The 21,731-nt window shown below is 73.4% G+C and carries 16 protein-coding genes; 9 read left to right on the top strand and 7 right to left on the bottom strand.

Annotated elements, in window-relative coordinates:
- Positions 1-202: 202 nt before the first annotated feature.
- Positions 203-1,192 carry an LLM class F420-dependent oxidoreductase gene (locus AB1460_RS05465; RefSeq protein WP_420497199.1) on the bottom strand — a complete coding sequence of 330 codons (990 nt, stop codon included), beginning with the start codon at positions 1,190-1,192 and terminating at the stop codon, positions 203-205.
- 97 nt (positions 1,193-1,289) lie between these two features.
- On the opposite strand from AB1460_RS05465, the gene AB1460_RS05470 reads away from it, so the two are divergent.
- The 4 genes from AB1460_RS05470 to AB1460_RS05485 all read left to right on the top strand — a co-directional run bounded on the left by AB1460_RS05470 (position 1,290) and on the right by AB1460_RS05485 (position 5,679).
- A complete protein-coding gene (locus AB1460_RS05470) occupies positions 1,290-2,387 on the top strand; it encodes a thiamine pyrophosphate-dependent enzyme (protein WP_368959500.1) in 1,098 nt (365 codons plus the stop codon).
- A complete protein-coding gene (locus tag AB1460_RS05475) occupies positions 2,384-3,616 on the top strand; it encodes an alpha-ketoacid dehydrogenase subunit beta (RefSeq protein ID WP_368959501.1) in 1,233 nt (410 codons plus the stop codon). Before AB1460_RS05470 ends, AB1460_RS05475 begins: the two co-directional genes overlap by 4 nt.
- Before the next feature lie 10 nt (positions 3,617-3,626).
- Entirely contained in the window at positions 3,627-5,261 is a 1,635-nt protein-coding gene (locus AB1460_RS05480) for a dihydrolipoamide acetyltransferase family protein (RefSeq protein ID WP_368959502.1), read from the top strand.
- 181 nt (positions 5,262-5,442) lie between these two features.
- The gene (locus AB1460_RS05485) at positions 5,443-5,679 is read left to right on the top strand and encodes a hypothetical protein (protein ID WP_368959503.1); all 237 of its coding nucleotides are present in this window, start codon (positions 5,443-5,445) and stop codon (positions 5,677-5,679) included.
- A 140-nt stretch (positions 5,680-5,819) separates the two neighbouring features.
- Here the strand turns inward: AB1460_RS05485 and AB1460_RS05490 are convergent, their stop codons facing one another.
- Together AB1460_RS05490 and AB1460_RS05495 are read right to left on the bottom strand one after the other, a co-directional pair.
- On the bottom strand, positions 5,820-6,209 hold the full coding sequence (locus AB1460_RS05490) for a hypothetical protein (protein WP_368959504.1): 390 nt from the start codon (positions 6,207-6,209) through the stop codon (positions 5,820-5,822).
- Positions 6,210-6,426: 217 nt separating this feature from the next.
- Positions 6,427-8,259: an acyl-CoA dehydrogenase gene (locus AB1460_RS05495; RefSeq protein WP_368959505.1), complete on the bottom strand. Its 1,833-nt coding sequence runs from the start codon at positions 8,257-8,259 to the stop codon at positions 6,427-6,429.
- 165 nt (positions 8,260-8,424) lie between these two features.
- Between AB1460_RS05495 and AB1460_RS05500 the strand changes: the two genes are divergently transcribed.
- Positions 8,425-11,742 (top strand): patatin-like protein, encoded by a 3,318-nt coding sequence (locus AB1460_RS05500; protein ID WP_368959506.1) that lies wholly within the window; start codon positions 8,425-8,427, stop codon positions 11,740-11,742.
- Between the two features lie 17 nt (positions 11,743-11,759).
- Here the strand turns inward: AB1460_RS05500 and AB1460_RS05505 are convergent, their stop codons facing one another.
- Positions 11,760-12,566, bottom strand: coding sequence for a hypothetical protein (locus tag AB1460_RS05505; protein ID WP_368959507.1), 807 nt, complete (start codon positions 12,564-12,566; stop codon positions 11,760-11,762).
- Positions 12,567-12,893: 327 nt separating this feature from the next.
- The gene (locus AB1460_RS05510; protein ID WP_368959508.1) at positions 12,894-13,523 is read right to left on the bottom strand and encodes a nitroreductase family protein; all 630 of its coding nucleotides are present in this window, start codon (positions 13,521-13,523) and stop codon (positions 12,894-12,896) included.
- Positions 13,524-13,664: 141 nt separating this feature from the next.
- Here AB1460_RS05510 and AB1460_RS05515 point away from each other — a divergent pair, with 141 nt between their 5' ends.
- The 4 genes from AB1460_RS05515 (at position 13,665) to AB1460_RS05530 (ending at position 19,302) form a co-directional block, all read left to right on the top strand.
- Positions 13,665-14,120, top strand: a complete 456-nt coding sequence (locus AB1460_RS05515; protein ID WP_368959509.1) for a MarR family winged helix-turn-helix transcriptional regulator — start codon at positions 13,665-13,667, stop codon at positions 14,118-14,120.
- 54 nt (positions 14,121-14,174) lie between these two features.
- Complete coding sequence (locus AB1460_RS05520) at positions 14,175-15,158, top strand: ABC transporter ATP-binding protein (protein WP_368959569.1); 984 nt, start codon at positions 14,175-14,177, stop codon at positions 15,156-15,158.
- Positions 15,155-15,964, top strand: a complete 810-nt coding sequence (locus tag AB1460_RS05525; protein WP_368959510.1) for an ABC transporter permease — start codon at positions 15,155-15,157, stop codon at positions 15,962-15,964. The genes AB1460_RS05520 and AB1460_RS05525 overlap by 4 nt, the downstream gene beginning before the upstream one ends.
- Positions 15,965-16,068: 104 nt before the next feature.
- On the top strand, positions 16,069-19,302 hold the full coding sequence (locus AB1460_RS05530; RefSeq protein WP_368959512.1) for an ATP-binding protein: 3,234 nt from the start codon (positions 16,069-16,071) through the stop codon (positions 19,300-19,302).
- On the opposite strand, the gene AB1460_RS05535 is transcribed toward AB1460_RS05530, so the two are convergent.
- Both AB1460_RS05535 and AB1460_RS05540 read right to left on the bottom strand, forming a co-directional pair.
- Entirely contained in the window at positions 19,254-20,183 is a 930-nt protein-coding gene (locus tag AB1460_RS05535) for a polysaccharide lyase (RefSeq protein WP_368959513.1), read from the bottom strand. The genes AB1460_RS05530 and AB1460_RS05535 overlap by 49 nt on opposite strands.
- Before the next feature lie 59 nt (positions 20,184-20,242).
- Positions 20,243-21,670, bottom strand: a complete 1,428-nt coding sequence (locus tag AB1460_RS05540) for a UDP-glucose dehydrogenase family protein (RefSeq protein WP_368959514.1) — start codon at positions 21,668-21,670, stop codon at positions 20,243-20,245.
- Positions 21,671-21,731 lie beyond the last annotated feature (61 nt).

Raw genomic sequence — 21,731 nt, forward strand, 5'->3', positions numbered from 1 at the left:
GGGTAAAACATCACCTGCGCCCGGCACGGCGGCAAAGAATGGCCGGATCCGCCCGCGGTGCGACAAGCGACGAGCAGGCGGGCGGCAGGCGGCAGGCGGGCGAGCGAGCGGCTGACGGCAGGCGCGCCGGGCACCGGGCACAGGGCGCCGGACACAGGGCGCCGGACACAGGGCGCCCGGCCAGACCGCTGCCAGCGGCGTACTACAGCGACAGCAGCGCCGGGGCCAGCTCACGCCACTGGCGGCGCGGCAGCCCGCGGCGGTCGAAGTCGAGGACCTGTACGGCGACCTGGTCGGCCCCGGCGTCCAGGTGTTCCTTGATCCGGCCGAGCAGGACGTCGACATCCCCCCACGGGACGATGGTGTCGACCAGGCGGTCCGATCCGGCACCGGCCAGGTCGTCGTCGGTGAAGCCGTAGCGGCGCAGGTTGTTCGTGTAGTTGGGCAGCCGCAGGTACGACCCGGTGTGCCGGCGTGCCAGCTCGCGGGCCTCCTCCGGGTCGGTGTGCAGGACGAACGCCTGCTCCGGCACCAGCAGTTTGCCGGCGCCGAGCAGCTCGCGGGCGTGCGCGGTGTGCTCCGGCGGCACGAAGTAGGTGTGTGCGCCGTCGGCACGGTCCCGGGCGAGGCCGAGCATCTTCGGCCCGAGGGCGGCCAGCACCCGCGGCTGGGTGCCCGCCGGCGGCACGGCCCGGTACTGCTCCGCGGCCATCCGGTCCATCTCGTCGAGGTAGGCCCGCATCTGGGCAAGGGGCCGGGAGTAGACAGCGCCGCGGATGTGCATCAGCTCCGCGTGTGAGACGCCGAGGCCGAGCAGGAAACGCCCCGGGTGGGCCTCGGCGAGCGCGAGCTGACCGGCGGCCATCGTCAGCGGGTTGCGGGCGAGGATCTGCGCGATGCCGGTGGCGATGGTCATCCGCGACGTCACACCGAGCATGAGCCCGGCGGTCACCAGGACCTCGCGGCCCTTGACCTCACCGGTCCACAGGGTGGAATAGCCGAGCTCGTCCAGTTCGGCGACGGCCTCGCGGACCGTCCCGGCCGGCGAGAAGTCGAACTGGCCGCTCCAGATGCCGACCTTGCCGAGCACGGCTCCGACCGGCGGCCGGGCGGGTGCCTCGAACGGCTCCGGCGGGGTGGGAGCGGCGGAGGAGCCGGGGCTGCTGGCGGCGTGGCGCGCGTGGTCACTCACGCGGGTCACCGTACCGAGGGGGCCATCGGTCACTGGCCGCAACCGTCCGACTACGCCGACATCGTCTCGCCAGGTTGCCTCCGCGGGAGCGAGGGCTATGTTTGCCAGTGTGACGGAGCTGGTGCAGCTGCTCACCCCGGACGGCCGGCGGACGACCCCGGCATCCGCATCCGGTCCCGAGGCTGAGTACCAGGCCTACGTGGCCGATGTGACCGACGACGACCTGGTCGGCCTGTTGCGGGACATGACGATCGTCCGCCGCCTCGATGACGAGGGCACCGCCCTGCAACGCCAGGGCGAGCTGTCTCTGTGGGCGAGCCTGCGCGGCCAGGAGGCCGCGCAGATCGGTTCGGGCCGGGCCCTCGGCCCCGACGACATGGCGTTCCCGTCGTACCGGGAGCACGGTGTCGCCTGGTGCCGGGGGGTCGACCCGCTGAATGTGTTCGGCCTGTTCCGGGGATCCTCGCTCGGCGGGTGGGATCCCCAGGAGCACGGTTTCGCCCTCTACGCCATCGTCGTCGGCTCGCAGACCCTGCATGCCACCGGCTACGCCATGGGGGTCACCCGCGACCATGGCGAGGGCGCGGTCATCTCCTACTTCGGCGACGGGGCGTCCAGCGAGGGGGATGTGAGCGAGGCCTTCGGCTGGGCGAGTGTGTTCTCCGCGCCGCTGGTCTTCTTCTGCCAGAACAACCAGTGGGCGATCTCGGAGCCGTACCGGCGGCAGAGCCGGGTCCCGGTCTACCAGCGCGCCCGCGGGTTCGGTTTCCCGAGCGTGCGGGTCGACGGCAACGACGTCCTCGCCACGCTGGCGGTGACCCGGTGGGCGCTGCGGCAGGCCCGCGCCGGGGCAGGCCCGGTGCTGGTGGAGGCGCTCACCTATCGGATCAATCCGCACACGACCGCCGACGACCCGTCCCGCTACCGCCCCGCGGACGAGCTTTCCACCTGGCGCCGCCGTGATCCGCTCGACCGGCTGCGGACGTACCTGCGGGCGCGGGACGTCCTCACCGACGAGCGGGAGTCGAGCATCGCCGCCGAGGCGGACGCCATCGCGGCGGACCTGCGGGCCCGCTGCCTCGCGCTCCCCGACCCGCCCGAGAACTCCGTCTTCGATCATGTTCAGGTGACCGAGAACAGTCTGGTCGCCACCGAGCGCGCCGCGTACGCGGATCTCCGGGGAGCGTTGCTGTGACGACCAGTGAGATGGCGACGGGGCCAGCCGCGGACGCACCGGCGAACACCGCCAGGCAGGTCGCTGTGGACGCGGCTGTGGACGCGGACCCCCGACCGGCCGGCACTGCCGGCTCCCTGGGCCGCGACAGGGCGGGCGGTGGCACGGCGGCCGGCAACGTCACGGCCCCGGGGCACCGGGCGGCGGCAGCCACGGTCGACGGCAGCGGCACCGCGGCGGAGGACAGCGCCCGCCGGACACTGACCCTCGCCAAGGCGCTGAACACCGGGCTGCTCGCCGCCATGCAGGCCGACCCGAAGACCGTGATCATGGGTGAGGACGTCGGAAAGCTCGGCGGTGTCTTCCGCATCACCGACGGGCTGCAGGAGCTGTTCGGCGAGGAGCGGGTGATCGACACGCCGCTCGCCGAGTCGGCCATCGTCGGCACCGCCATCGGGCTCGCCATGCGTGGCTTCCGGCCGGTCTGCGAGATCCAGTTCGACGGGTTCGTCTACCCGGCGTTCGACCAGATCGTCAGCCAGCTCGCGAAGATGCACTACCGCTCGGCCGGCCGGGTCCGGCTGCCGGTGACGATCCGGATCCCCTACGGCGGCGGCATCGGCGCGGTCGAGCACCACAGCGAGTCGCCCGAGGCCTACTTCTGTCACACCGCCGGGCTGCGTGTCGTCACCTGTTCCAATCCGGCCGACGCACACCTGATGATCCAGCAGGCGGTGGCCTCGGACGATCCGGTGATCTTCCTGGAGCCCAAGCGCCGCTACTGGGAGAAGGGCGAGGTCGACACGACCCCGCTTGCCGACCTCCCGGCCGATCTGCGTACCGGCCTGCACAGCGCGCGAGTGGTCCGGCCGGGCGAGGACGCCACCGTGGTCGCCTACGGCCCGATGGTCCGCACCTGCCTGGACGCCGCCGAGGTCGCCGCCGCGGAGGACGGCCGATCGCTGGAGGTGATCGACCTGCGCTCGCTGTCACCGCTCGACCTCGACCCGGTGATCGAGTCGACCCGCCGCACCGGCCGGCTCGTGGCGGTCCACGAGGCGCCGTCGAACGTGTCGCTGTCGTCGGAGATCGCCGCCCGCGTCACCGAGCAGGCCTTTTACCACCTGGAAGCACCGGTGCTCCGGGTGACCGGCTTCGACACGCCCTACCCTCCCGCCCGGCTGGAGGACCACTACCTCCCTGACGTCGACCGGATCCTCGATGCCGTCGACCGATCGTTCGGCTACTGAGGAGACTGCGGTGTCCCATCGACAGTTCCGTCTACCCGACCTGGGCGAGGGCCTGACCGAGGCGGAGATCGTCCGCTGGCTGGTGGACGTCGGCGAGGCCGTGACCGTGAACCAGCCGCTGGTGGAGGTCGAGACGGCGAAGGCCGTCGTGGAGATCCCGTCACCGTTCGCCGGGGTGCTCGTCGAGCGGCACGGCGAGCCCGGTGCCGAGCTCGCGGTCGGCGCACCGCTGCTCACCATCGACGCTGTCGGTGACGAGCCGCCGGGCGGCACCGCCGCATCGCCCCCGCCAGCCGGGGAACCCCACAGCGGAGCTGCCGGAGCTGCCGGAGCTGCCTCGCTGCCGGCGTCGCGCGCCGGAGAGACCATGGACGGAGTACCCGAAGTCGCCCCCGACGGCGTCCCCGCGGGCGCTGCGGGGGGCCCTGCCGGGGGAACCGACGCCGACCGGGCTGATTCCGCCGGCCGGCCGTCGATGGCGGCCGGCCGCACGCCGATGCTCGTCGGGTACGGGCCGCGCAGCGGCGAGACCGGGCGCCGGCGCCGGCGCCGCGTCCAGGGCGGCCCGCCGACCGCGCCGACCGCCACCGCGCCGACCGCCACCGCGCCGACCGCGACCGCGCCGACCAGCACGGTTCCCCGCCCGGGCCGCGTGGCGGCGAAGCCACCGGTGCGCAAGCTCGCGCGTGACCTGGGGGTGGACCTCTCCAGTCTGGCCGGCACCGGCCCGGCGGGCACGATCAGCCGGGCGGACGTCGAGGCAGCCGCAGGCCCCGCCCCGGCCACCGCCCCACTCCTGCCGGCCCGGGAAGTTCCGGCGGCACCCGCCATCTCCCCTGCGCACTCAGTCCCCCCGGCACACTCCGTCCCCCCGGCGGCCGCTCGGCAGGTGCCGGGCGCCGTCCCGGAGGACGCCCGTTTCGACGAGGCGTCCCGGAGCTGGCGGGTGCCGGTCACGGGAGTTCGGCGCACGATGGCGCGGGCGATGGTCGCGAGCATGTTCACGGCGCCGCACGCCACCGAGTTCCTCAGTGTCGACGTCACCGAGACGATGGCGGCGAAGGAGCGGATCGCGGCCCTGCCGGACTTCGCCGGCGTGCGGGTGACTCCGCTGCTGCTGGTGGCGAAGGCACTGCTGACCGCCGTTCGGCGACACCCGATGATCAACGCGTCCTGGGTCGGCGACACGTCCGGCGACGATGCCGAGATCCGCGTGAAGGAGCAGGTGAACCTCGGGATCGCGGTGGCGGGGCCGCGGGGCCTGGTCGTCCCGAACATCCCCGCGGCGGGGGCACTCGACCTGGTCGGGCTCGCCCGCGCGCTGCAGGGGCTGACCGAGGCCGCGCGGGCGGACCGGCTGCGCCCGGCGGACCTCTCCGGCGGCACGATCACCATCACCAATGTCGGCGTCTTCGGTGTCGACACCGGCGCACCGGTGATCAACCCGGGCGAGGCGGCGATCCTGGCACTCGGCGCGATCAAGCCGGCCCCCTGGGTGCACGACGGCGAGCTCGCGGTGCGCACGGTGGCCCAGCTCGCCCTCTCGTTCGACCACCGGGTGGTGGACGGCGAGCTGGGCTCGGCGGTCCTCGCCGATGTCGGGGCGGTCCTCGCCGACCCCGTGGTCGCCCTCGCCTGGAACTGAGCCCGACGCGCTGGTCAGGCCAGGTACGCCACGATGCGCCGGATCTCCGCACTTCGCCGCATACACCCCCGAGGGAACAACGGACACATAGGGGTGCACAACGGAGAGAGGTGTCCAGCCTGGTACGGTTGCGCCTCACACCCGGCACCCGGCTCGACTTCCGCCACGAAGAGGTGAACGCATGACGCGCGTGGAGGCTCTGCAGGCCGCCGACGAGTTCGTCGCGAAGGTACTGACCTCCGCCAGCACCAGCGGCCGGTTCAACGGGGCGCTCAACCTGGCCGAGCGGGTGGACCTGACCCTGCGGGTCGCCCGGTTCCTGCTGGAGGGCCAGTCGTCCACCGAGGCCGACGACATTCTCAAGCGTGACATGCGCAACGAGCTCGACCAGGCTTTCCCCCCGCTGCGCACCACCTGAGCCCGGTCGGCGCCCGTCCGCACGTCACACCTACGCGCCTGCTCCCGGCCGGCCGTCCTCCGCCCGGAGCAGGCAGGCCGCCCCACTGCGCGCGCAGCACAGGCAGGTGCGGCAGGCAGGTGCAGTGCAGCGGGTGCAGCTCAGCGCGAGCGCAGCCTGCGCTGGCTTCGGGGCCGCTCGTCCAGGTGCACGTCGGTGCGCGTCTCGCGGACGGACGGGGCGGGGCTGCTGCCACTGCCCGACTCAGGGCGGACGGGGTCATAGTGCGTCGGGGCCTCGACCTGCATGGACGGGTCCACCAGCACGGTGTCGTCGACACTGACCGGCGGCGGCGTGCCGTGGTCGATGGACTCCTCGACGATCCGGCGGCGCCACTGGTCGCGGTAGAGCGTGACGCCCAGCCCCACCAGACTGACGATCATGAGAATGACCCCGACAGCGGTGAGGTCGAGGCCGGACGGATCGGCACGGACGGCGAACGCGAGCACGGCGCCGAAAGCGAGAAGCAGAAGGCTCAGCAGAGTTCCCATTGGCTCCGTCTACCCCTGATCGCCCACGATACAACCACGCTGCGCACATTCAGCGCCCGACGGACACCCTGGGCGTCTTCGGTCTCGTGCGGCAGCTGCTACGTCCATCGAGGCCAGCGGGGTCGCAGTGCGCTCCGGGCGGGCCGGGTGCGCCAGCGGGAAATCCGCGCGGGGTGACCGGCACGCTCGCCGGCCACCCCGCGCGGATCCCACTGCGTCAGAAGGCTTCTTCGGGTAGCTCCATCAGCCCGAGGCCGGTGCCTTCCAGCACCGTGCGGCGGGCCTGCAGCTCCGGCAGGACGTTGGCGGCGAACCAGCGGGCCGCCGCGATCTTGCCGGTGTAGAAGGCCTGGTCCCGCCCGGTCGCGGAGCCGTCGGCCTGGGCCTGCAGTGCCGCCTCGGCGCCGCGCAGCAGCAGCCAGCCGATGACGACGTCGCCGAGGCTCATCAGCAGCCGGGTGGTGTTCAGCCCGACCCGGTAGACCTGCCTGCTGTTCTCGGCGCCGGCGGTGAGGAAGCCGACCATGGCTCCGACCATCGCCTGGCACTCCTCCAGGGCCTTGCCCAGCGCCTCCCGCTCGCCGCGCAGCGCGCCGTTGCCCGCCTCGCCCTTGGCGAACTCCTGGATCTGCCCGAGCAGGGTTGTCAGCGCCCGCCCCTTGTCCCGGACGATCTTCCGGAAGAACAGGTCCTGGCCCTGGATGGACGTCGTGCCCTCGTACAGGGTGTCGATCTTCGCGTCGCGGATGTACTGCTCGATCGGATAGTCCTGCAGGTAGCCGGAGCCGCCGAAGACCTGCAGCGAGCTCGCGAGCAGCTCGTAGGACCGTTCCGAGCCGACGCCCTTGACGATCGGAAGCAGCAGGTCGTTCATCCGCTCGGCGTCCTCGTCCGCCTCGCCGCGGGCCGCGGCCAGGGCGACGGCGTCCTGGAAGGTCGCCGTGTAGAGCACGAGGGCGCGCATCCCCTCGGCGTACGCCTTCTGCGCCATGAGCATCCGGCGGACGTCCGGGTGGTTGATGATCGTTACGCGCGGTGCGGTCTTGTCCGAGGCCCGGGTGAGATCCGCGCCCTGCACGCGCCCGCGGGCGAACTCCAGCGCGTTGAGGTAGCCGGTGGACAGGGTGGCGATGGCCTTCGTCCCGACCATCATCCGGGCGTACTCGATGACCCGGAACATCTGGGCGATGCCGTCGTGGACGTCGCCGACCAGCCAGCCGACGGCCGGCTCGCGCTCACCGAACCGCAGCTCGCAGGTGGTCGAGACCTTCAGTCCCATCTTCTTCTCGAGGTTGGTGACGTAGACGCCGTTGCGGGCGCCGGGCTCGCCGGTCTCCGGGTCGGGCATGTACTTCGGCAACACGAACATCGACAGGCCCTTGGTGCCCGGTCCGTGACCCTCCGGACGGGCGAGCACCAGGTGGAAGATGTTCTCGGGGATGTCCCAGTCGCCGCTGGTGATGAAGCGCTTGACGCCCTCGATGTGCCAGGTCCCATCCGGCTGCGCGACGGCGCGCGCCCGGCCGGCGCCGACGTCCGAGCCGGCGTCCGGCTCGGTCAGCACCATGGTCGCGCCCCACTGGCGCTCGATGGCCCAGTGCGCGAGCTTCTTCTGCCACTCGGTGCCGACGTTCTCGAGGATGGCGGCGAAGGTCGGGCCGGCCATGTACATGAACACGGCCGGGTTCGCGCCGAGCAGCAGCTCGGACGCCGCCCAGGCGATGGTCGGCGGGGCACCCATGCCGCCGAGGTGCGCCGGCAGGTACAGCCGCCACCACTCGCCCTCCTGCGCCGCGGCGTAGGAGCGGTGGAAGGACTCGGGCAGCGTGACGGTGCCGGTGTCCGGGTCCAGCGTCGGCGGGTGGCGGTCCGCGTCGACGAACGACTCGGCGACCGGCCCGGTGGCGACTCGCTCGAGCTCGGCAAGCACCTCGTGGGCGGTATCGCGGTCCATCTCCGCGAAGGGCCCGGTCCCGAGCGTCCGGTCCACGCCGAACACCTCGAACAGGTTGAACTCGATGTCGCGAAGGTTGCTCCGGTAGTGCCCCATGGACGGTTCCTCCCCTCCGACCCACCGTGCGGTGCTCGGTGGCGCGGGCGTAGTTACTCGCTGGTAGGTGATGCCCATGCTACTCGCGAGTAACCAAGAAGGGGAGAGATCTCCGGACGAATGCCACACCGGTCAGGAGTGCACGCAAAGCACACGGAGTCAGCAATGTCCGGCACGTCTAGTCTTGCGACCATGACGGAGGGCGGTGCGAGGGCCACTGCGGGCGCAGACGAGCCCGGCGGACCAGACAGTCCCGACCGGCCCGACGGGCCCCGCGACGGCGCCACGCAGGACATCCGGCTCGCGATCGTGATGACCGGCGGCGCCAGCCTCGCGGTGTGGATGGGCGGCGTCGCACGCGAGATCAACCTCGCCACCGCCGCCCGGGCAGGTCACGCCCGCGGCTGGTCCGCCACCGACGCCGCCGTCGCCGGGCGCTGGGCCGCGCTGCTGGCCGCGCTGGACGTCGAGATCTCGGTGGACGTCCTCGCCGGGGCCTCCGCCGGCGGCATCAACGTGGCCCTGCTCGGGTACGCGAACGCCCACGACACCGACCTCGGGCCCCTGCACGACCTGTGGATCACGCTGGGTTCCCTGCGCGAGCTGATGCGGCGGCCGGACGGGCGGCGCTTCCCCTCCCTGCTGCGCGGGGACGAGGTCCTGCTCCCGGCGTTGCGCCGCGGGCTGCACAGCATCGCCCCGCGGGCCGGTACCGCGCGCACGATCCGTCCGACCTCGGTGTTCATCACCACGACCATCCTGGGTGGGGAATCCAGCCGCTGGTCGGACGACCTCGGCGGCATCATCCGCGACCGTGACCACCGCGGCCTGTTCGTCTTCGGCGAGGACGACCTGACCGACCCCGAGGCGGCCGCCCGCCTGGCACTGGCAGCCCGGGCCAGCGCGGCGTTCCCCGGCGCCTTCGAACCGGCGTACGTCCCGGTGCGCAACTCCCCGGACGCCGACCATCCGGACATGGCCGACTACGTGAACGCGGCCGGTGACTTCTACGGCTCCGACGGGGGCATCCTGGTGAACCGCCCGATCGGGCCGGCGATCCAGGAGGTCTTCGAGCGGCCCGCGCGCGGCCGGCAGGTCCGCCGCGTCCTCGCCTACGTCGTGCCCGCGCCGAACCCGCCCGAGGGCGCACCGGAGAACGCCGCGGGGAACCCGACGGGGAACCCGGCAGCGGACCACGGCCCCGGGCAGCGCCCTGGCCTCCCCGCGGCCACCGAGACACTGCTCGGCGCGCTCGACGCCGCACTGAACCAGTCGATCTCGGTCGACCTTCGGCGCATCCGAGAGCACAACGAGGCCGTCCGCGGCCTGCGCGCGACCCGGCGGGCGCTGTTCCGGCTCGCGCCGGCCGGCGGGCCGCGGCTGACCGACCAGGACATCTACGAGGCGTACCGCGGGCGGGAGGCGGAACGCGCCGCGGATGCCGTGCTGGAGGTCTTCGACCGGATCGTCGTCGACGCGGCGGCCGGCCCGGCGCCGCTGGACACCGTTCCCGCCGACGCCGCGGAGCTGCTGGCGTCGGCCGGCGGCCGCATGGAGCTGCGCGTCGCCGCCGTGCGCGCCGCGCTGGCACAGTTTCCCGACGAGCTGCCCGGCCAGGCCGACACCGGTGAGCTGTGGCGGCTGGGGCGTCCCGCGGTCGACGCGGCCAAGGGCATCCTGATCGCAATGATCAACGAGGGCTACGTGCTGGCGACGGACCCGCGTGACCGCAGAGCGCTGGCGCACCTGGCCCGGGGGATCCACGGGGCCGTGGTCGCGCCCCGCGAGCAGGCCGGGGCCCACCTGCTGCCGCTCCCGTCGACCCCGGCGAACCGGGGGGCGTTCACGATCGTCCGCCACACGCTGACCGACCTGGCAGGCGCGCCGTCCGACGCGGTGGTCGCCGAGGCAGCCCGGCGCTGGCTGCGCGGGGTGGGCGACGCCGAGACCAGCCAGACCGATCTCACCCTCGCCTGGACCACGCTGGGTTCACTGACCGAGAACCTGCGCGACCTGCTCGGCCGCATCGTGGCGCGCTCACCGGACAGCGCCCTCGGCCGGTCGCCGGCCGCGGCGGCGTCCGCCAGGTCGGCGACGCCGAACGCGCCGGCTACGCCGACCGCACTGCTCGCGTCCGCCGCGCTGCTGACCCAGCGGCCGCGCACCCATCCGAACGGGCTGAGTCTCGCCGCCCGGCGCCGGGTGGCCGCCCGCACCCTGGCCGACTTCATCCGGTACCTCCCGCCGCGACGCGGCGGGGCGGCCCTGGCTCTCCTCGACCTGCATCTGGTCACCCGCACCCTGACCGGGGCTGAGATCGTCGACCAGCCGGTGGAGCTCGTCCAGGTCAGCGCGGACGTCCGCTGCGACCTTGATCCGGGCCGGGCAACCGCGGCGCGCAAGCTGACCGGGCTGCAGCTCGGGAGCTTCGGCGCCTTCGCGAAATCGTCCTGGCGAGCGAACGACTGGATGTGGGGGCGCCTCGACGGCGCTGCCTGGCTGGTCCGCATCCTGCTCGACCCGCGCCGCCTCGCCTGGTTACGCGACACCGCGGGTGGGCGGCCCGGCTCCACGGCCGACGAGGCGCGGTGGCTCACCGACTTCGTGGACCAGCTGGCAACGGTCGCCGCGGCCCCGGCGCCCGGGCCCGTACTGGCCGAGCTGGCCTGGCTGGACGATCCGGACGCGCCGGTCCCGGCCGCCCTGCCGGAGACCGCGGCCTGGGTCGCCGCCGGCATCCAGCGCGAGATCGCCGCGGCCGAGCTGGTCAGCGTGGCCACCGCCGTCCGCGCGGACATCGACGGTGCCGGTGCCAGCCCCGCTCCGAACCGGACCTTCCTCGACACGGTGGCCGAACATGCCGAAGCCGGCGGCGACCGGGTCGATCCCGCGGCCGCCGACACCGTGCTGCGGACCTGCCGGGTAGCCGACGAACGGCTGACCGACCGGGCGAACAGCGCGATCCTCGTCGCCGCCGTCGCCCAGACCCTGGCGGTACTGACCGCCTGGCTCGCGTCGCTGCGCGCGCTCCCCCGCCCGCTGCGCCCCGCCGTCGCCGCCGCGCGCGCCGTGACCCGGCTCGCCCACGCGGCCGTGGACAACCTCGCCCGCCGCCGGTACCGGGTGACGATCGCCACCGGTACGGTGCTGCTCCTCGCCGGGCTCGCGGGGGCGGTCACCCAGGCCGGGCTACTCGGCGGGCTGGGACTGCTGGCCGCCCTCACCGGCCTGCTCATGATCGGCGTGACCAGCTGGCGGACGCTCACCGGCGGGCTCACGGTGGCCGGCGCCGGCGGGCTCGCCGTGCTGGCCGCCGCCGGGTTGATCCCGGCGGCTGGCGACCGGCTGTTCCCCTGGCTGCGTGACGACGCCGTCCCCTACCTCGCCGACCATCCCTGGGCCTGGGCGGCGGTGTTCACCCTGCTCGTGCTGCCACCGCTCTGGTCACTCGCCGACCTGCTGCGCCCGCGCCGCCGCCGCTGAGCCAGGAGACGTCGGTGTCAGGAGACGTCGGCCCAGCGCATCGCGCCGTCCGGCTCGCGCAGGCAGGACAGCGGCCGGCCGCCGGCACCAGGGACGACCTTTCCGACGTCGGCCGGGTCACACTCACCGCCAGGTTCCGGACCGGTCGGGTTGCCCTGGGACGGCGGCCCGGGCGACCAGCGCCCGACCCCACCCGGGTCGGCCCCGGTGATCTCCGGCTCCGGCACCTGCACGCAGTGGAGGACCAGGCCGTTGACCGCCATCGCGGGCTCGGAGTCGCGGTCCGGGTCACACGCCTCGCCGAGAAAGACCGGGGAAGGCGCGACCGACGGCAGCTCCGGCACCAGCGGCCCCGCCGAGCCGCCCGCGGCATCTCGATCCTCTCCACCGCCATCACCCGCGCCACTCGCGCCGTTCTCCGCGCCGGACGTCCCGGCCTCGCCGCTGGAAGGAGGATCCGCCCCGTCGCCGCCGGAGCCAGCTGCGCCTGCCCCGCCTGCCCCGTTGGCGCCGCCGGCGCCGTCACCCGGGGAGCCAGCGGGATCGGTACCGGCGGTACCCGTACCCGCGGCGCCGCCGGCGCCCCCCGGGGTCTCGGCCCCGGTGGCTGCCGGGTCCGGCGTCGAGTAGGACTGGGGCGGGTCGGCCGCTGCCGGCGGCACGGGTCGGGAGCTGGCGGTGTCCGCTCCGGATTCGGCGCACCCGGCCAGCGCCGCGGTGAGCAGGGCCCCCGCGACCATCAGCCGGCCGGCCACCAGCCTGCTGATCATCTGCCGACGCAGCGGGCCGCGGGGGGCCGTACCGGACGAGCGAGTCCTGGTCACCGCGCCACCCCCTCACAGGCCTGGCTGCCGGCCTGGGTTCAGCTTAGGTAGCTCCCGGCGCCGAACGCCGCTACTTTCCGGAAGCGGAGGTCGGGGGTGCCGGAACCGGCGGGTTCGCCGCGTGCGTCGGTGACCGGGAAAGGCGACCGACTCGGGACGGCGCAGCAGCGCCGCCCGCAGCAGTCTCTGTACCCCGGCGGCACTCCTTTTCCCCTGCCGAGGGCAACTTCCGCTGCCGTCCACAACAGGACTGCCCGCCACGACCGGACATCCGTCACACGCCCGGGTCAGCCGCCACGAACAGGCCCGCGCGTCCAGGCCCGCGCGTCACCCGGCTGGCGTCACAAGGGTGGCGGCTGCCGCGGCCAGGGCCGGGACGGGGCCGAGCACGCCGTCGGTGGTCAGCTCGGCGGTCACCGCCGGCAGGTCGACCTGGGGGCGCGGCGGGAGCGGGACGGCGTCGGACAGCGTGCCCAGCTCGACCCAGCCGAGCAGCTCCTCGCCGCCGGTCAGCCCGAACACGGCGCGGACCTCGTCGCTGTCGGGCAGCGGTACCGATTTCCAGGCCGAGGCGACACCCTGGGCGTGCGCGGCCAGGCAGATGTTCTGCGCCGCCGCGGCGGCGGAGGCGTCCTGCTCGGCACGGGGGACTTTGGCTCCGGGCACCCGGGAGGCGATCACCGCGATCAGGGCCGGCGAGCGGGTGGCCTTGCCCGCGGCCTTGCGGATCACCGGTTCGGCCAGGCCACCGACGGCCTCGGCGGCGGCTGTGATCGCGTTCGCGAGGGTCGTGCGCGCCTCGCCCCGGACCACGACGAAGCGCCACGGGCGCAGCATCTTGTGGTCCGGCGCGGTGGTCGCCGCGGTGAGCATGACGGCGAGCTGTTCGGATGTCGGGCCCGGCTCCACCAGCCGGGTGGCCGTGCGGCGGGTCATCAGGCAGGCCAGTGCGTCCACGGTGTTCCGCCCTTTCCATTTCAATGAGGTGCCCTCACAATAGAGGATGCTCCGTGCTCGGACCTGTGACGCACGGCGCACGATCTGCCGAGAACGACGGCCGAGAACAACGACGGAAGCAGCGAAGGGGACGACCGGGACATGCCCCCACCCGACACCGGAGACCCGCTCATCGACCTGGTGCTGGCCGTCGGCCACCAGGTGCGGCGTTCGGTCAACGAGGCACTGCGCGCCGGCGCCGGACTGACCCTGGCCCGCCTGAAGGTGCTGCGGCTCGTCGCCGAGCGCGGGCCCGTCCGGCCGCGCGATCTGGCCGCGGCCGTCGCCGTGGCGCCCCGCACGATGACCGAGACCGTGGACGGGCTGGAGGCGGACGGCATGGTGTGCCGCCGGGTCGATCCCACTGACCGGCGGGCGATTCTGCTGGAGCTGACACCGACCGGGCGGACCGCGCTGGAGCGCGGGGTGGCCGACGCGTCGGGCGCCGTCGGGCGGTTCACCGGCGGCCTGTCCGACGACGAACGGGCCACTCTGGGCCGTCTGCTCGCCCAGCTGCGCGACAGCGCCGCCCCCGGAAACACACGGCCGTTACCGTGAGACGATCACAGGGCGTTCCGACCTGAGGAGGCCACCGTAATCAGATCCGTGACGGTGGATGACGACGCCCGCCAGGCCAGCGGTCCGGCTCCGGCCCGGGCGTCCACCTCGGGCGACGTCGTGGCGGTCCGCGACCTCACCAAGCGGTACGGACGGGTGGAGGCGCTGCGGAACGTCTCGTTCACGGTGCCCGCGGGGGCGGTGACCGGTTTTCTCGGCGCGAACGGCTCGGGCAAGACCACGACATTGCGCATCCTGCTCGGCCTGGTCAGCCCCACCAGCGGGCAGGCGCTGCTCCGGGACGGCCACCGTCGGGAGCTCCGTTCCTACCGGAAACTGTCGGACCCGGCGAGGACAGTGGGCGCCGTGCTCGAACCGACCGCTCACCCGGCCCGCAGCGGGCGTGACCACCTCCGCTGCCTGGCCGTGGCGCTCGGCCTGCCCCGCCGCGCGCGGTCGGCAGCCGTCGAGGGCGCGTTGGAGAGTGTCGACCTCGCGTCGGCCGCCGACCGCCCGGTCGGCGGCTACTCGCTGGGGATGCGCGGCCGGCTGGCCATCGCCTGCGCCCTGCTCGGAGATCCCGAGCTGCTCGTCCTGGACGAGCCCGCCAACGGCCTGGACCCGGACGGCATCCGCTGGCTGCGCCACTTCCTGCGCGAGTGGGCCGCCTCCGGGCGCTGCGCCCTGGTGTCCAGCCACGTGCTCGCCGAGGTGGCGCAGACGGTCGACCACGTCGTGATCATCGACCGGGGTCGGGTGGTGCTGGCCGCGCCCGCCGGCGAGGTGGGCGCGGGCAGGGTCGAGGTCCGCACACCCGAGGCCGACCGGCTCGCCGGGCTCCTGCCCTCCGCGCTTCCCGGGGCGCGGGTCGTCCGCACCGGGCCCGACTCCCTCCGCCTGCCGCACGGCACGGCCGAACGGGTGGGCCGGCTGTGCGCGGGGCACGGCATCCCCCTCGTCGAGCTGCACACCACGGGGCCGGATCTGGAGCGGGCGTTCTTCGAGCTGACCGGCCAGTCCACCGGCGAGGGCCGATGACCGGCCCACACACGCTCGTCACCCCCGGCGGCCGGGCCGCCGCCCGCCGGCCGCGCGCGTCGCGCGCGGGGGGTACGGGGGGTACGGGGCGGGGCCGCGGGCCGCGCACACCGCGCCTTGTCGGCGCCGAGCTCATGAAGCTGGCCACCGGGCGGTGGCAGCTCGTCGGGTTGTGCATCGTCCTGGCCGTGCACGCGCTGCCCCTGCTGCTGTGGGGCGCCCAGGCCGAGCCGGCCCTGGCCTGGAACGGGCTGCGCTCCCGCTCGGGTTTTCTCCTCGCCTACGCCATGATGTTCTTCGGCGTCGTTCTCGTCACCAGTGAGTACCGGTACCGCACGATCACCCATGCCTGGCTGGTCAGCCCGGGCCGGGTGCGGGTCCTCGCCGCCCAGGCCGCGACGGTGGCGCTGATCGGCACGGTCCTGTCCAGCCTGGTGTTCGCGGCCTGGTGGCTGCGCGGTGCCGACCGACACGGGGGCGCGGCCATGCGGTCGGGCCGTCCGGCGGAGGTGCTGACCGCCTACCTGATCGTTGTCGCCGTGGTGTGCGCGGCCGGTCTGACGGGCGTGGCACTGGGTGAGCTCACCCGTGGTCTCGCTCCGGCCGCCGGTGTCGTCGCGTTGAGCGGCGTGGTCGAGGCCGCGCTCGACGGGGCCCGCTTCCACGGCCCGGTCACCGCACCTTCGGGCGTGCTCCTGTGGCCCACCACCGAGACCCCGGTCTCGTCACTGTCCGCCGCGATCTCGTGGGCGGTGGTCCTCATCGCCGCCGCGATCGCCTCACTGCGCCGGGACCTGCCATCCTGAACCAGGAACGGACCGAATCCGTGATGTGGCATAGGTCACTGCCCGCACGGCGCGTCCCCTCATCCCCCACCTCTCGCCACCGCGATCGGCCTACGATCCCGCACATGGCGTTGTGCCCGACATGCGGGGAGGAGGGGAACCTCGAGCGCGCGCGCTTCTGCTCCGGCTGCGGGAATCCCCTGCCCGTCGCGGGTAGTGGAGCCCGCAAGATCGTGACCATCATGTTCGTCGACATCACCGGGTCGACCGACATTGGCGAGAAGATCGACTCCGAACAGCTGCAACAGGTCATGTGGCGGTTCTTCACGACCGTCCGCGAGGTCATTTACGCGCATGGCGGCACGGTCGAGAAGTTCATCGGTGACGCGGTGTTCGCCGTGTTCGGCATCCCGGTGCTCCATGAGGACGACGCACTGCGCGCCGTCCGGGCGAGCCTGGACATCCGCGCCGCCATGGAGGAGCTGAACACCGAGTTCCACCGCGACCTGAACCTGCGGTTGCGGGTGCGGATCGGTATCAACACCGGCGAGGTGACCGTCGCCGGTGGCGGCGCCACCGGCGACCCGGTGAACGTGGCCTCCCGGCTGGAGGAGGCAGCTCCGCCCGACGAGATCCTCATCGGCGAGAGCACCTACCGGTTCGTCCGGCACAGCATCACCACGAGCTCGGTCGGGCCGCTGGTCGTCCAGGGCAAGCGGGAGCCGGTGCGGGCGCACCGGCTGCTCGGCCTGCGCAACCCGGGCGTCGGGCCCGGCCTGCGGGAGCCGTCCCAGGGGTTCGCCGCGCCGGTGATCGGCCGCAACCGCGAGCGCCGCCGCCTCCAGGACGCCTTCGAGGCGGTCGTGGAGGAGCGGACCTGTCACCTGTTCACCGTTCTGGGGCCCGCCGGCATCGGCAAGTCCCGCATGGTCGGCGAGTTCTGCGAGGGCATCTCCAGCCGGGCGATGGTGCTCACCGGCCGCTGCCTGTCCTACGGCGAGGGCATCGCCTACTGGCCACTGATGGAGATGGTGCGCCAGGCCACCGGCATGTCCGCCGACGAAAGCGCGCCCGACGGCCGGCTGCGGCTGAAGAACCTGCTCGCCGGTGTCCCCCAGGCTGCCGAGGTGGTCGACGCTCTCGCCCCGCTCGTCGGCCTCGGCGGTGCGGAACTGGGCACCCAGGAGAGCTTCTGGGCCGTCCGCACGTTTTTCCAGGCGCTGGCCGAGCAGCGCCCGCTGGTGCTCTGGTTCGACGACGTGCACTGGGCCGAGCCGACTCTGCTCGACCTCATCGAGCACGTGGCGGACTGGTCCCGCGACGCGCCGATCCTGCTGCTGTGTCTGTCCCGCCCCGAGTTGCTGGAGGAGCGCCGGATGTGGGGCGGCGGCAAGCTGAACGCCACCTCACTGCTGCTGGCGCCGCTCACCGAGGCACGCTGCCAGCGGCTGATCCGCACCCTGATGGGCTCGGACGATCTCGACCCCGCGCTGGTCTCCCGGATCACCACCTCCGCCGCGGGCAACCCGCTGTTCGTCGAGCAGATGGTCGCCGCGCTCGTCGACGACGGCCTGCTCCGCCGGGAGGGCAGCCGGTGGATCGCCACCGGCAACCTGCGCGGCGTCACCGTGCCGCCGACGATCTCCGCGCTGCTCGCGGCGCGGCTCGACCGGCTGGACCCGCCGGAGCGCCAGGTGCTGGAGCGTGCCGCGGTCGTCGGCGAACGCTTCTACCTCGATGCCGTCATCGAGCTGTCCGACCCGGTGGAACGCCCCTACGTCTACGAGCACTGCCTGTCGCTCGTCCGCAAGGAGCTGGTCCACCCCGACCGCTCCGACCTGCCCGGGGTGGAGGCGTACCGGTTCCTGCACGTCCTGCTGCGTGACTGCGCGTACCAGACGACGTCCAAGCGCCAGCGCGCCGACCTGCACGAGCGGTTCGCCGGCTGGCTGCAGGCCCGGATGGTCGGCGGCCCCGGCGAGCACGACGAGCTGGTCGGCTACCACCTGGAGCAGGCCTACCGCTACCGGGTGGAGCTCGGCCAGCGCGACAACGAGATGGTCGAGCTCGGCCGGTCCGCGGCGACCTGCCTGATCGAGGCGGCCGACCGGGTCCGCCAGGGTGACGAGACCGGCGCCGCGCAACTACTGAAGCGGGCGATCACCCTGCTGCCGGAGACCGACCCGCTGCGGCTGCGCGCGGAGATCGACCTCGGCTGGGCGCTGTACTCCTTCGGTCGGCTCTCGGACGCCGAACGGATCCTGCGGCAGGTCAGCGACCGGGCACGCCGCGCCGGGGAGGACGGGCTGCGCGCCCACGCCCGCCTCGCGCACCTGCGCGTCCTGTTCGCCACCGACCCGGAGGGCCTGGTCGCCAGCACCCTCACGGAGGCGACCGCGGCGCTGGCATCCTTCGTCCGCGACGGCGACGACGTCGGGGCCGCGCTGGCCTGCCGCAGCCAGAGCGCCGCCTACGGCGCCGCCGGCCAGTTCGCGGCGGCGGAGAAGGCGATGGAGAACGCGGTGCGGCACGCCGAGGAGTCGGGGGTGCCACGGGCGGCGCACTCGCTGCGGCGCGAGCTCGTCCTGCTGCTGAGCCTGGTGCCGGGGCCGGTGCCCTACTCGATCGCGAAGGCGGCCGCGGCACTGGACAGCGCCGGCGACGACCGCGGCCTGCGCCGGGCGGTCCTCGCCCAGCTCGCGCTGCTCACCGCGATGTCCGACGACATGGAAGCCGCACGGACCCACCTCAAGGACGCCGAGGAGATCGTCGGTGACATCCGCGGCGCCCGCGCCGACCCGTTCCACAGCGGCTTCGTCGTCGCCCGGGTCGCGCTGCTCGCCGGTGAGCCGGAAGTCGCCGAGCGCGAGCTGCGGCGCAGCTGCCGGCAGCTGTCCCGGATGGGCGAACGGGCGCACCTGGCCACCCGCGCCGCGCTGCTCGCCGACGTGCTCGTCCGCCTCGGCAAGCTGGAGGAGGCGACGAAGTACGTGAACCGGTGCCGGGACGCCGCCGCGGGCGACCAGCTGCCCGCCCAGGCCGGCTGGTGTTCGGTGCACGCCCGGCTGCTGGCGATCTCCGGGCGCGACGCCGAGGCACTACGGTTCGCCGACACCGCCTGCGATCTCGCCAGCCGCACCGACGACATCGACGGGCAGGGCAACGCCCTGCTCGCCCGGGCCGAGGTGCTGTACCGCGCGGGGCGCAAGGACGACGCGACCGAGAGCCTGGAGGCTGCCGCCGCGCGCTTCCTGCACAAGGGCAACCGGGCCGCGGCGGCGATGGCCCGGCGGCACTTCGAGAGCCTCGATCAGGTCTCCTCCGGCCTCGGCAGCGGGTTGAGGCGCGCGATGCCGTAGGCGAAGCCGGCCAGGTCGATCGCCTGCGTCGTGGTTGGCGCGAACGACGCCCCACCGTCACCGAACGTGGCGGTGGCGAGAATGCCGCCGATCCGCAGATCGCTCGAGATCCGCGGGTTGAAGCTCTCCTTGTGCATCAGCTGGCCGTCCAGCCACATGAGAATCACCCCGTCGGCGAAACCCTCGAAGTTGAGTTTGACGCCCTGTTCGACGCAGGCCCAGCGGCCCCTCGGCCAGTACCACGAGCCTTTCCCGATCACATTCACCGGATGGTCCTCGCGGGCGGTGTTCGCGTACACGATCCCCTTGCCGCCCTCGCGCCAGGCGAAACGTGTCGCCAGTCCGCTGCGCATCGTCTCGGTGCGCCGGCGGTCCTTCACGATGGTTCCGAAGAATCCGGGCAGGCGTCCGCCGTTGCCGAAGTCGAACGTCTCCGGAAACCGCAGGTAGTAACGCAGGTACAGCTCGTAGGGTGAGCGCAGCGTGTGATCGACGAAAAGCTGCGTGCCACCGTAGGTCGGCCCGTCACCGTAGATTCTCGCGTCGGACGGGTTCATCGCGTCGACCGGGATCGCCACCCGCAGGAACTGCGGGAAACGCGGGTCGTCCGACGCCATGATCGCGGCCCGGTCAAGCCCGAAGGACGACCGGGTCTGCGGAACCAGCTCCCTGCCGAAGAACTCCCGCGCCGCAGCCGGGTCCGCCAGCGTGCGGCCCGTCGCCACACCGGCCGCGGGCGCCGTGGTGGCGGGACCCGCGGCCGGCGCCGTCGTGTCGGGCGGGAGGATCTCACTGGCCGGGTCGAAGACCTGGTCGTCGGTGAGCGCTCCGCACCCGGCGCCGGCAGCGAGGCCGAGCACGCCGAGGGACGAGGCGAGCATCGCCCGCCTCGTCCGGCCGCGGGGCCCCGGAGGTGTTGCTCCCGGCTGCCCCGACCGGCTCATACGTTCGGTCGGCCGAGGGCGTGGTAGATCCAGCCGGCGCTGCGCCACAGCTGCGGGTCGAGGGTGTTGCGCCCGTCGACGATCACCGGACGGCGGACCAGGGGGGTCAGCAGCGACGGCTCGATCTCCCGGAAGTCGGCCCACTCGGTGAGGTGCAGCACGACGTCGGCGTCGGCGACCGCCGCGGCGACACCGGTCGCGTAGCGCAGGTCGGGGAACTTGCGGGCGGCGTTCTCCATCGCGGCCGGGTCGTAGACCGTCACCCGAGCGCCGGCCCGGCGCAGGGTGTCGGCCACGTCGAGGGCCGGCGAGTCGCGGATGTCATCGCTGTTCGGCTTGAAGGCCGCGCCGAGCACGGCCACCCGCCGCCCGGCGGCGACGCCGCCGAGGAGGTGGATCGCCAGCTCCACCGTCCGGGTCCGGCGGCGCAGGTTGACGGTGTCGACCTCGTCGAGGAAGCGCAGGGCCGGGCCGGCGCCGATCTCCTCGGCGCGGGCCTGGAAGGCGCGGATGTCCTTGGGCAGGCAGCCGCCGCCGAACCCGAGGCCGGCACCGAGAAACCGGCCGCCGATGCGGGTGTCGTACGACAGCGCCGAGGCCAGGGTCTTCACGTCGGCGCCGGCGACCTCGCAGACCTCGGACATCGCGTTGATGAAGGAGATCTTCGTGGCCAGGAAGGCGTTCGCCGCGACCTTCACCAGCTCGGCGGTGGCGAAGTCGGAGACGACGGCGGGGGTACCCGCGGCCAGTGCTACCGCGTAGACCGCCCGCAGCGTGGCCTCCACCCGGTCCCGCCGGCCGGTGTGGTCACCGTGGTCGTGGCGGTCGGCGACGCCGTACCACTCGTCGTCGGCGGGCAGCCCGAAGACCAGCCGGTCGGGGCGCAGGGTGTCCTCGACGGCGAAGCCCTCGCGCAGGAACTCCGGGTTCCAGGCGAGGTCGACGTCGGGGGCCTCCCGCGCGAGCCAGCCGGCGAGGCGTACCGCGGTGCCGGCCGGGACCGTCGACTTGCCCACCAGCAGCGACCCGGGCTTCGGCCCGACGGCGAGCAGGCGCTCCACGGCGCCGTCCACGAAGGTCATGTCAGCGGCGCCGGAGTCGGCGCGCTGCGGGGTGCCCACGCAGAGGAAGTGCACGTCGGCGCTGGCGGCCTCCGCGAAGGAGGTGGTGAAGGCCAGCCGGCCGGTCGCCAGGTTCTTGCGCAGGAGCTCTTCCAGACCGGGCTCGAAGAAGGGCACCTCGCCGTCGGCCAGCCGCCGCACCTTGTCCGGGTCGACGTCGACACCGACGACGTCGAAACCGAGCTCGCTCATGCAGATCGCGTGCGTGGCCCCCAGATAGCCGGTGCCAATCACACTGATCCGCAGTGGTGCCGTGACCGTCTCGGTACTCACCGTCTCGGTACTCACTGACTCGGCGCTCATAGTGTGTCCCCCCACTCAAGCATCTTGCTGGGCCGCGGACGGAATTGTGGACCGCCCAGGT

The organism is Parafrankia sp. FMc2, assembly GCF_041008525.1.
Lineage (GTDB): Bacteria > Actinomycetota > Actinomycetes > Frankiales > Frankiaceae > Parafrankia.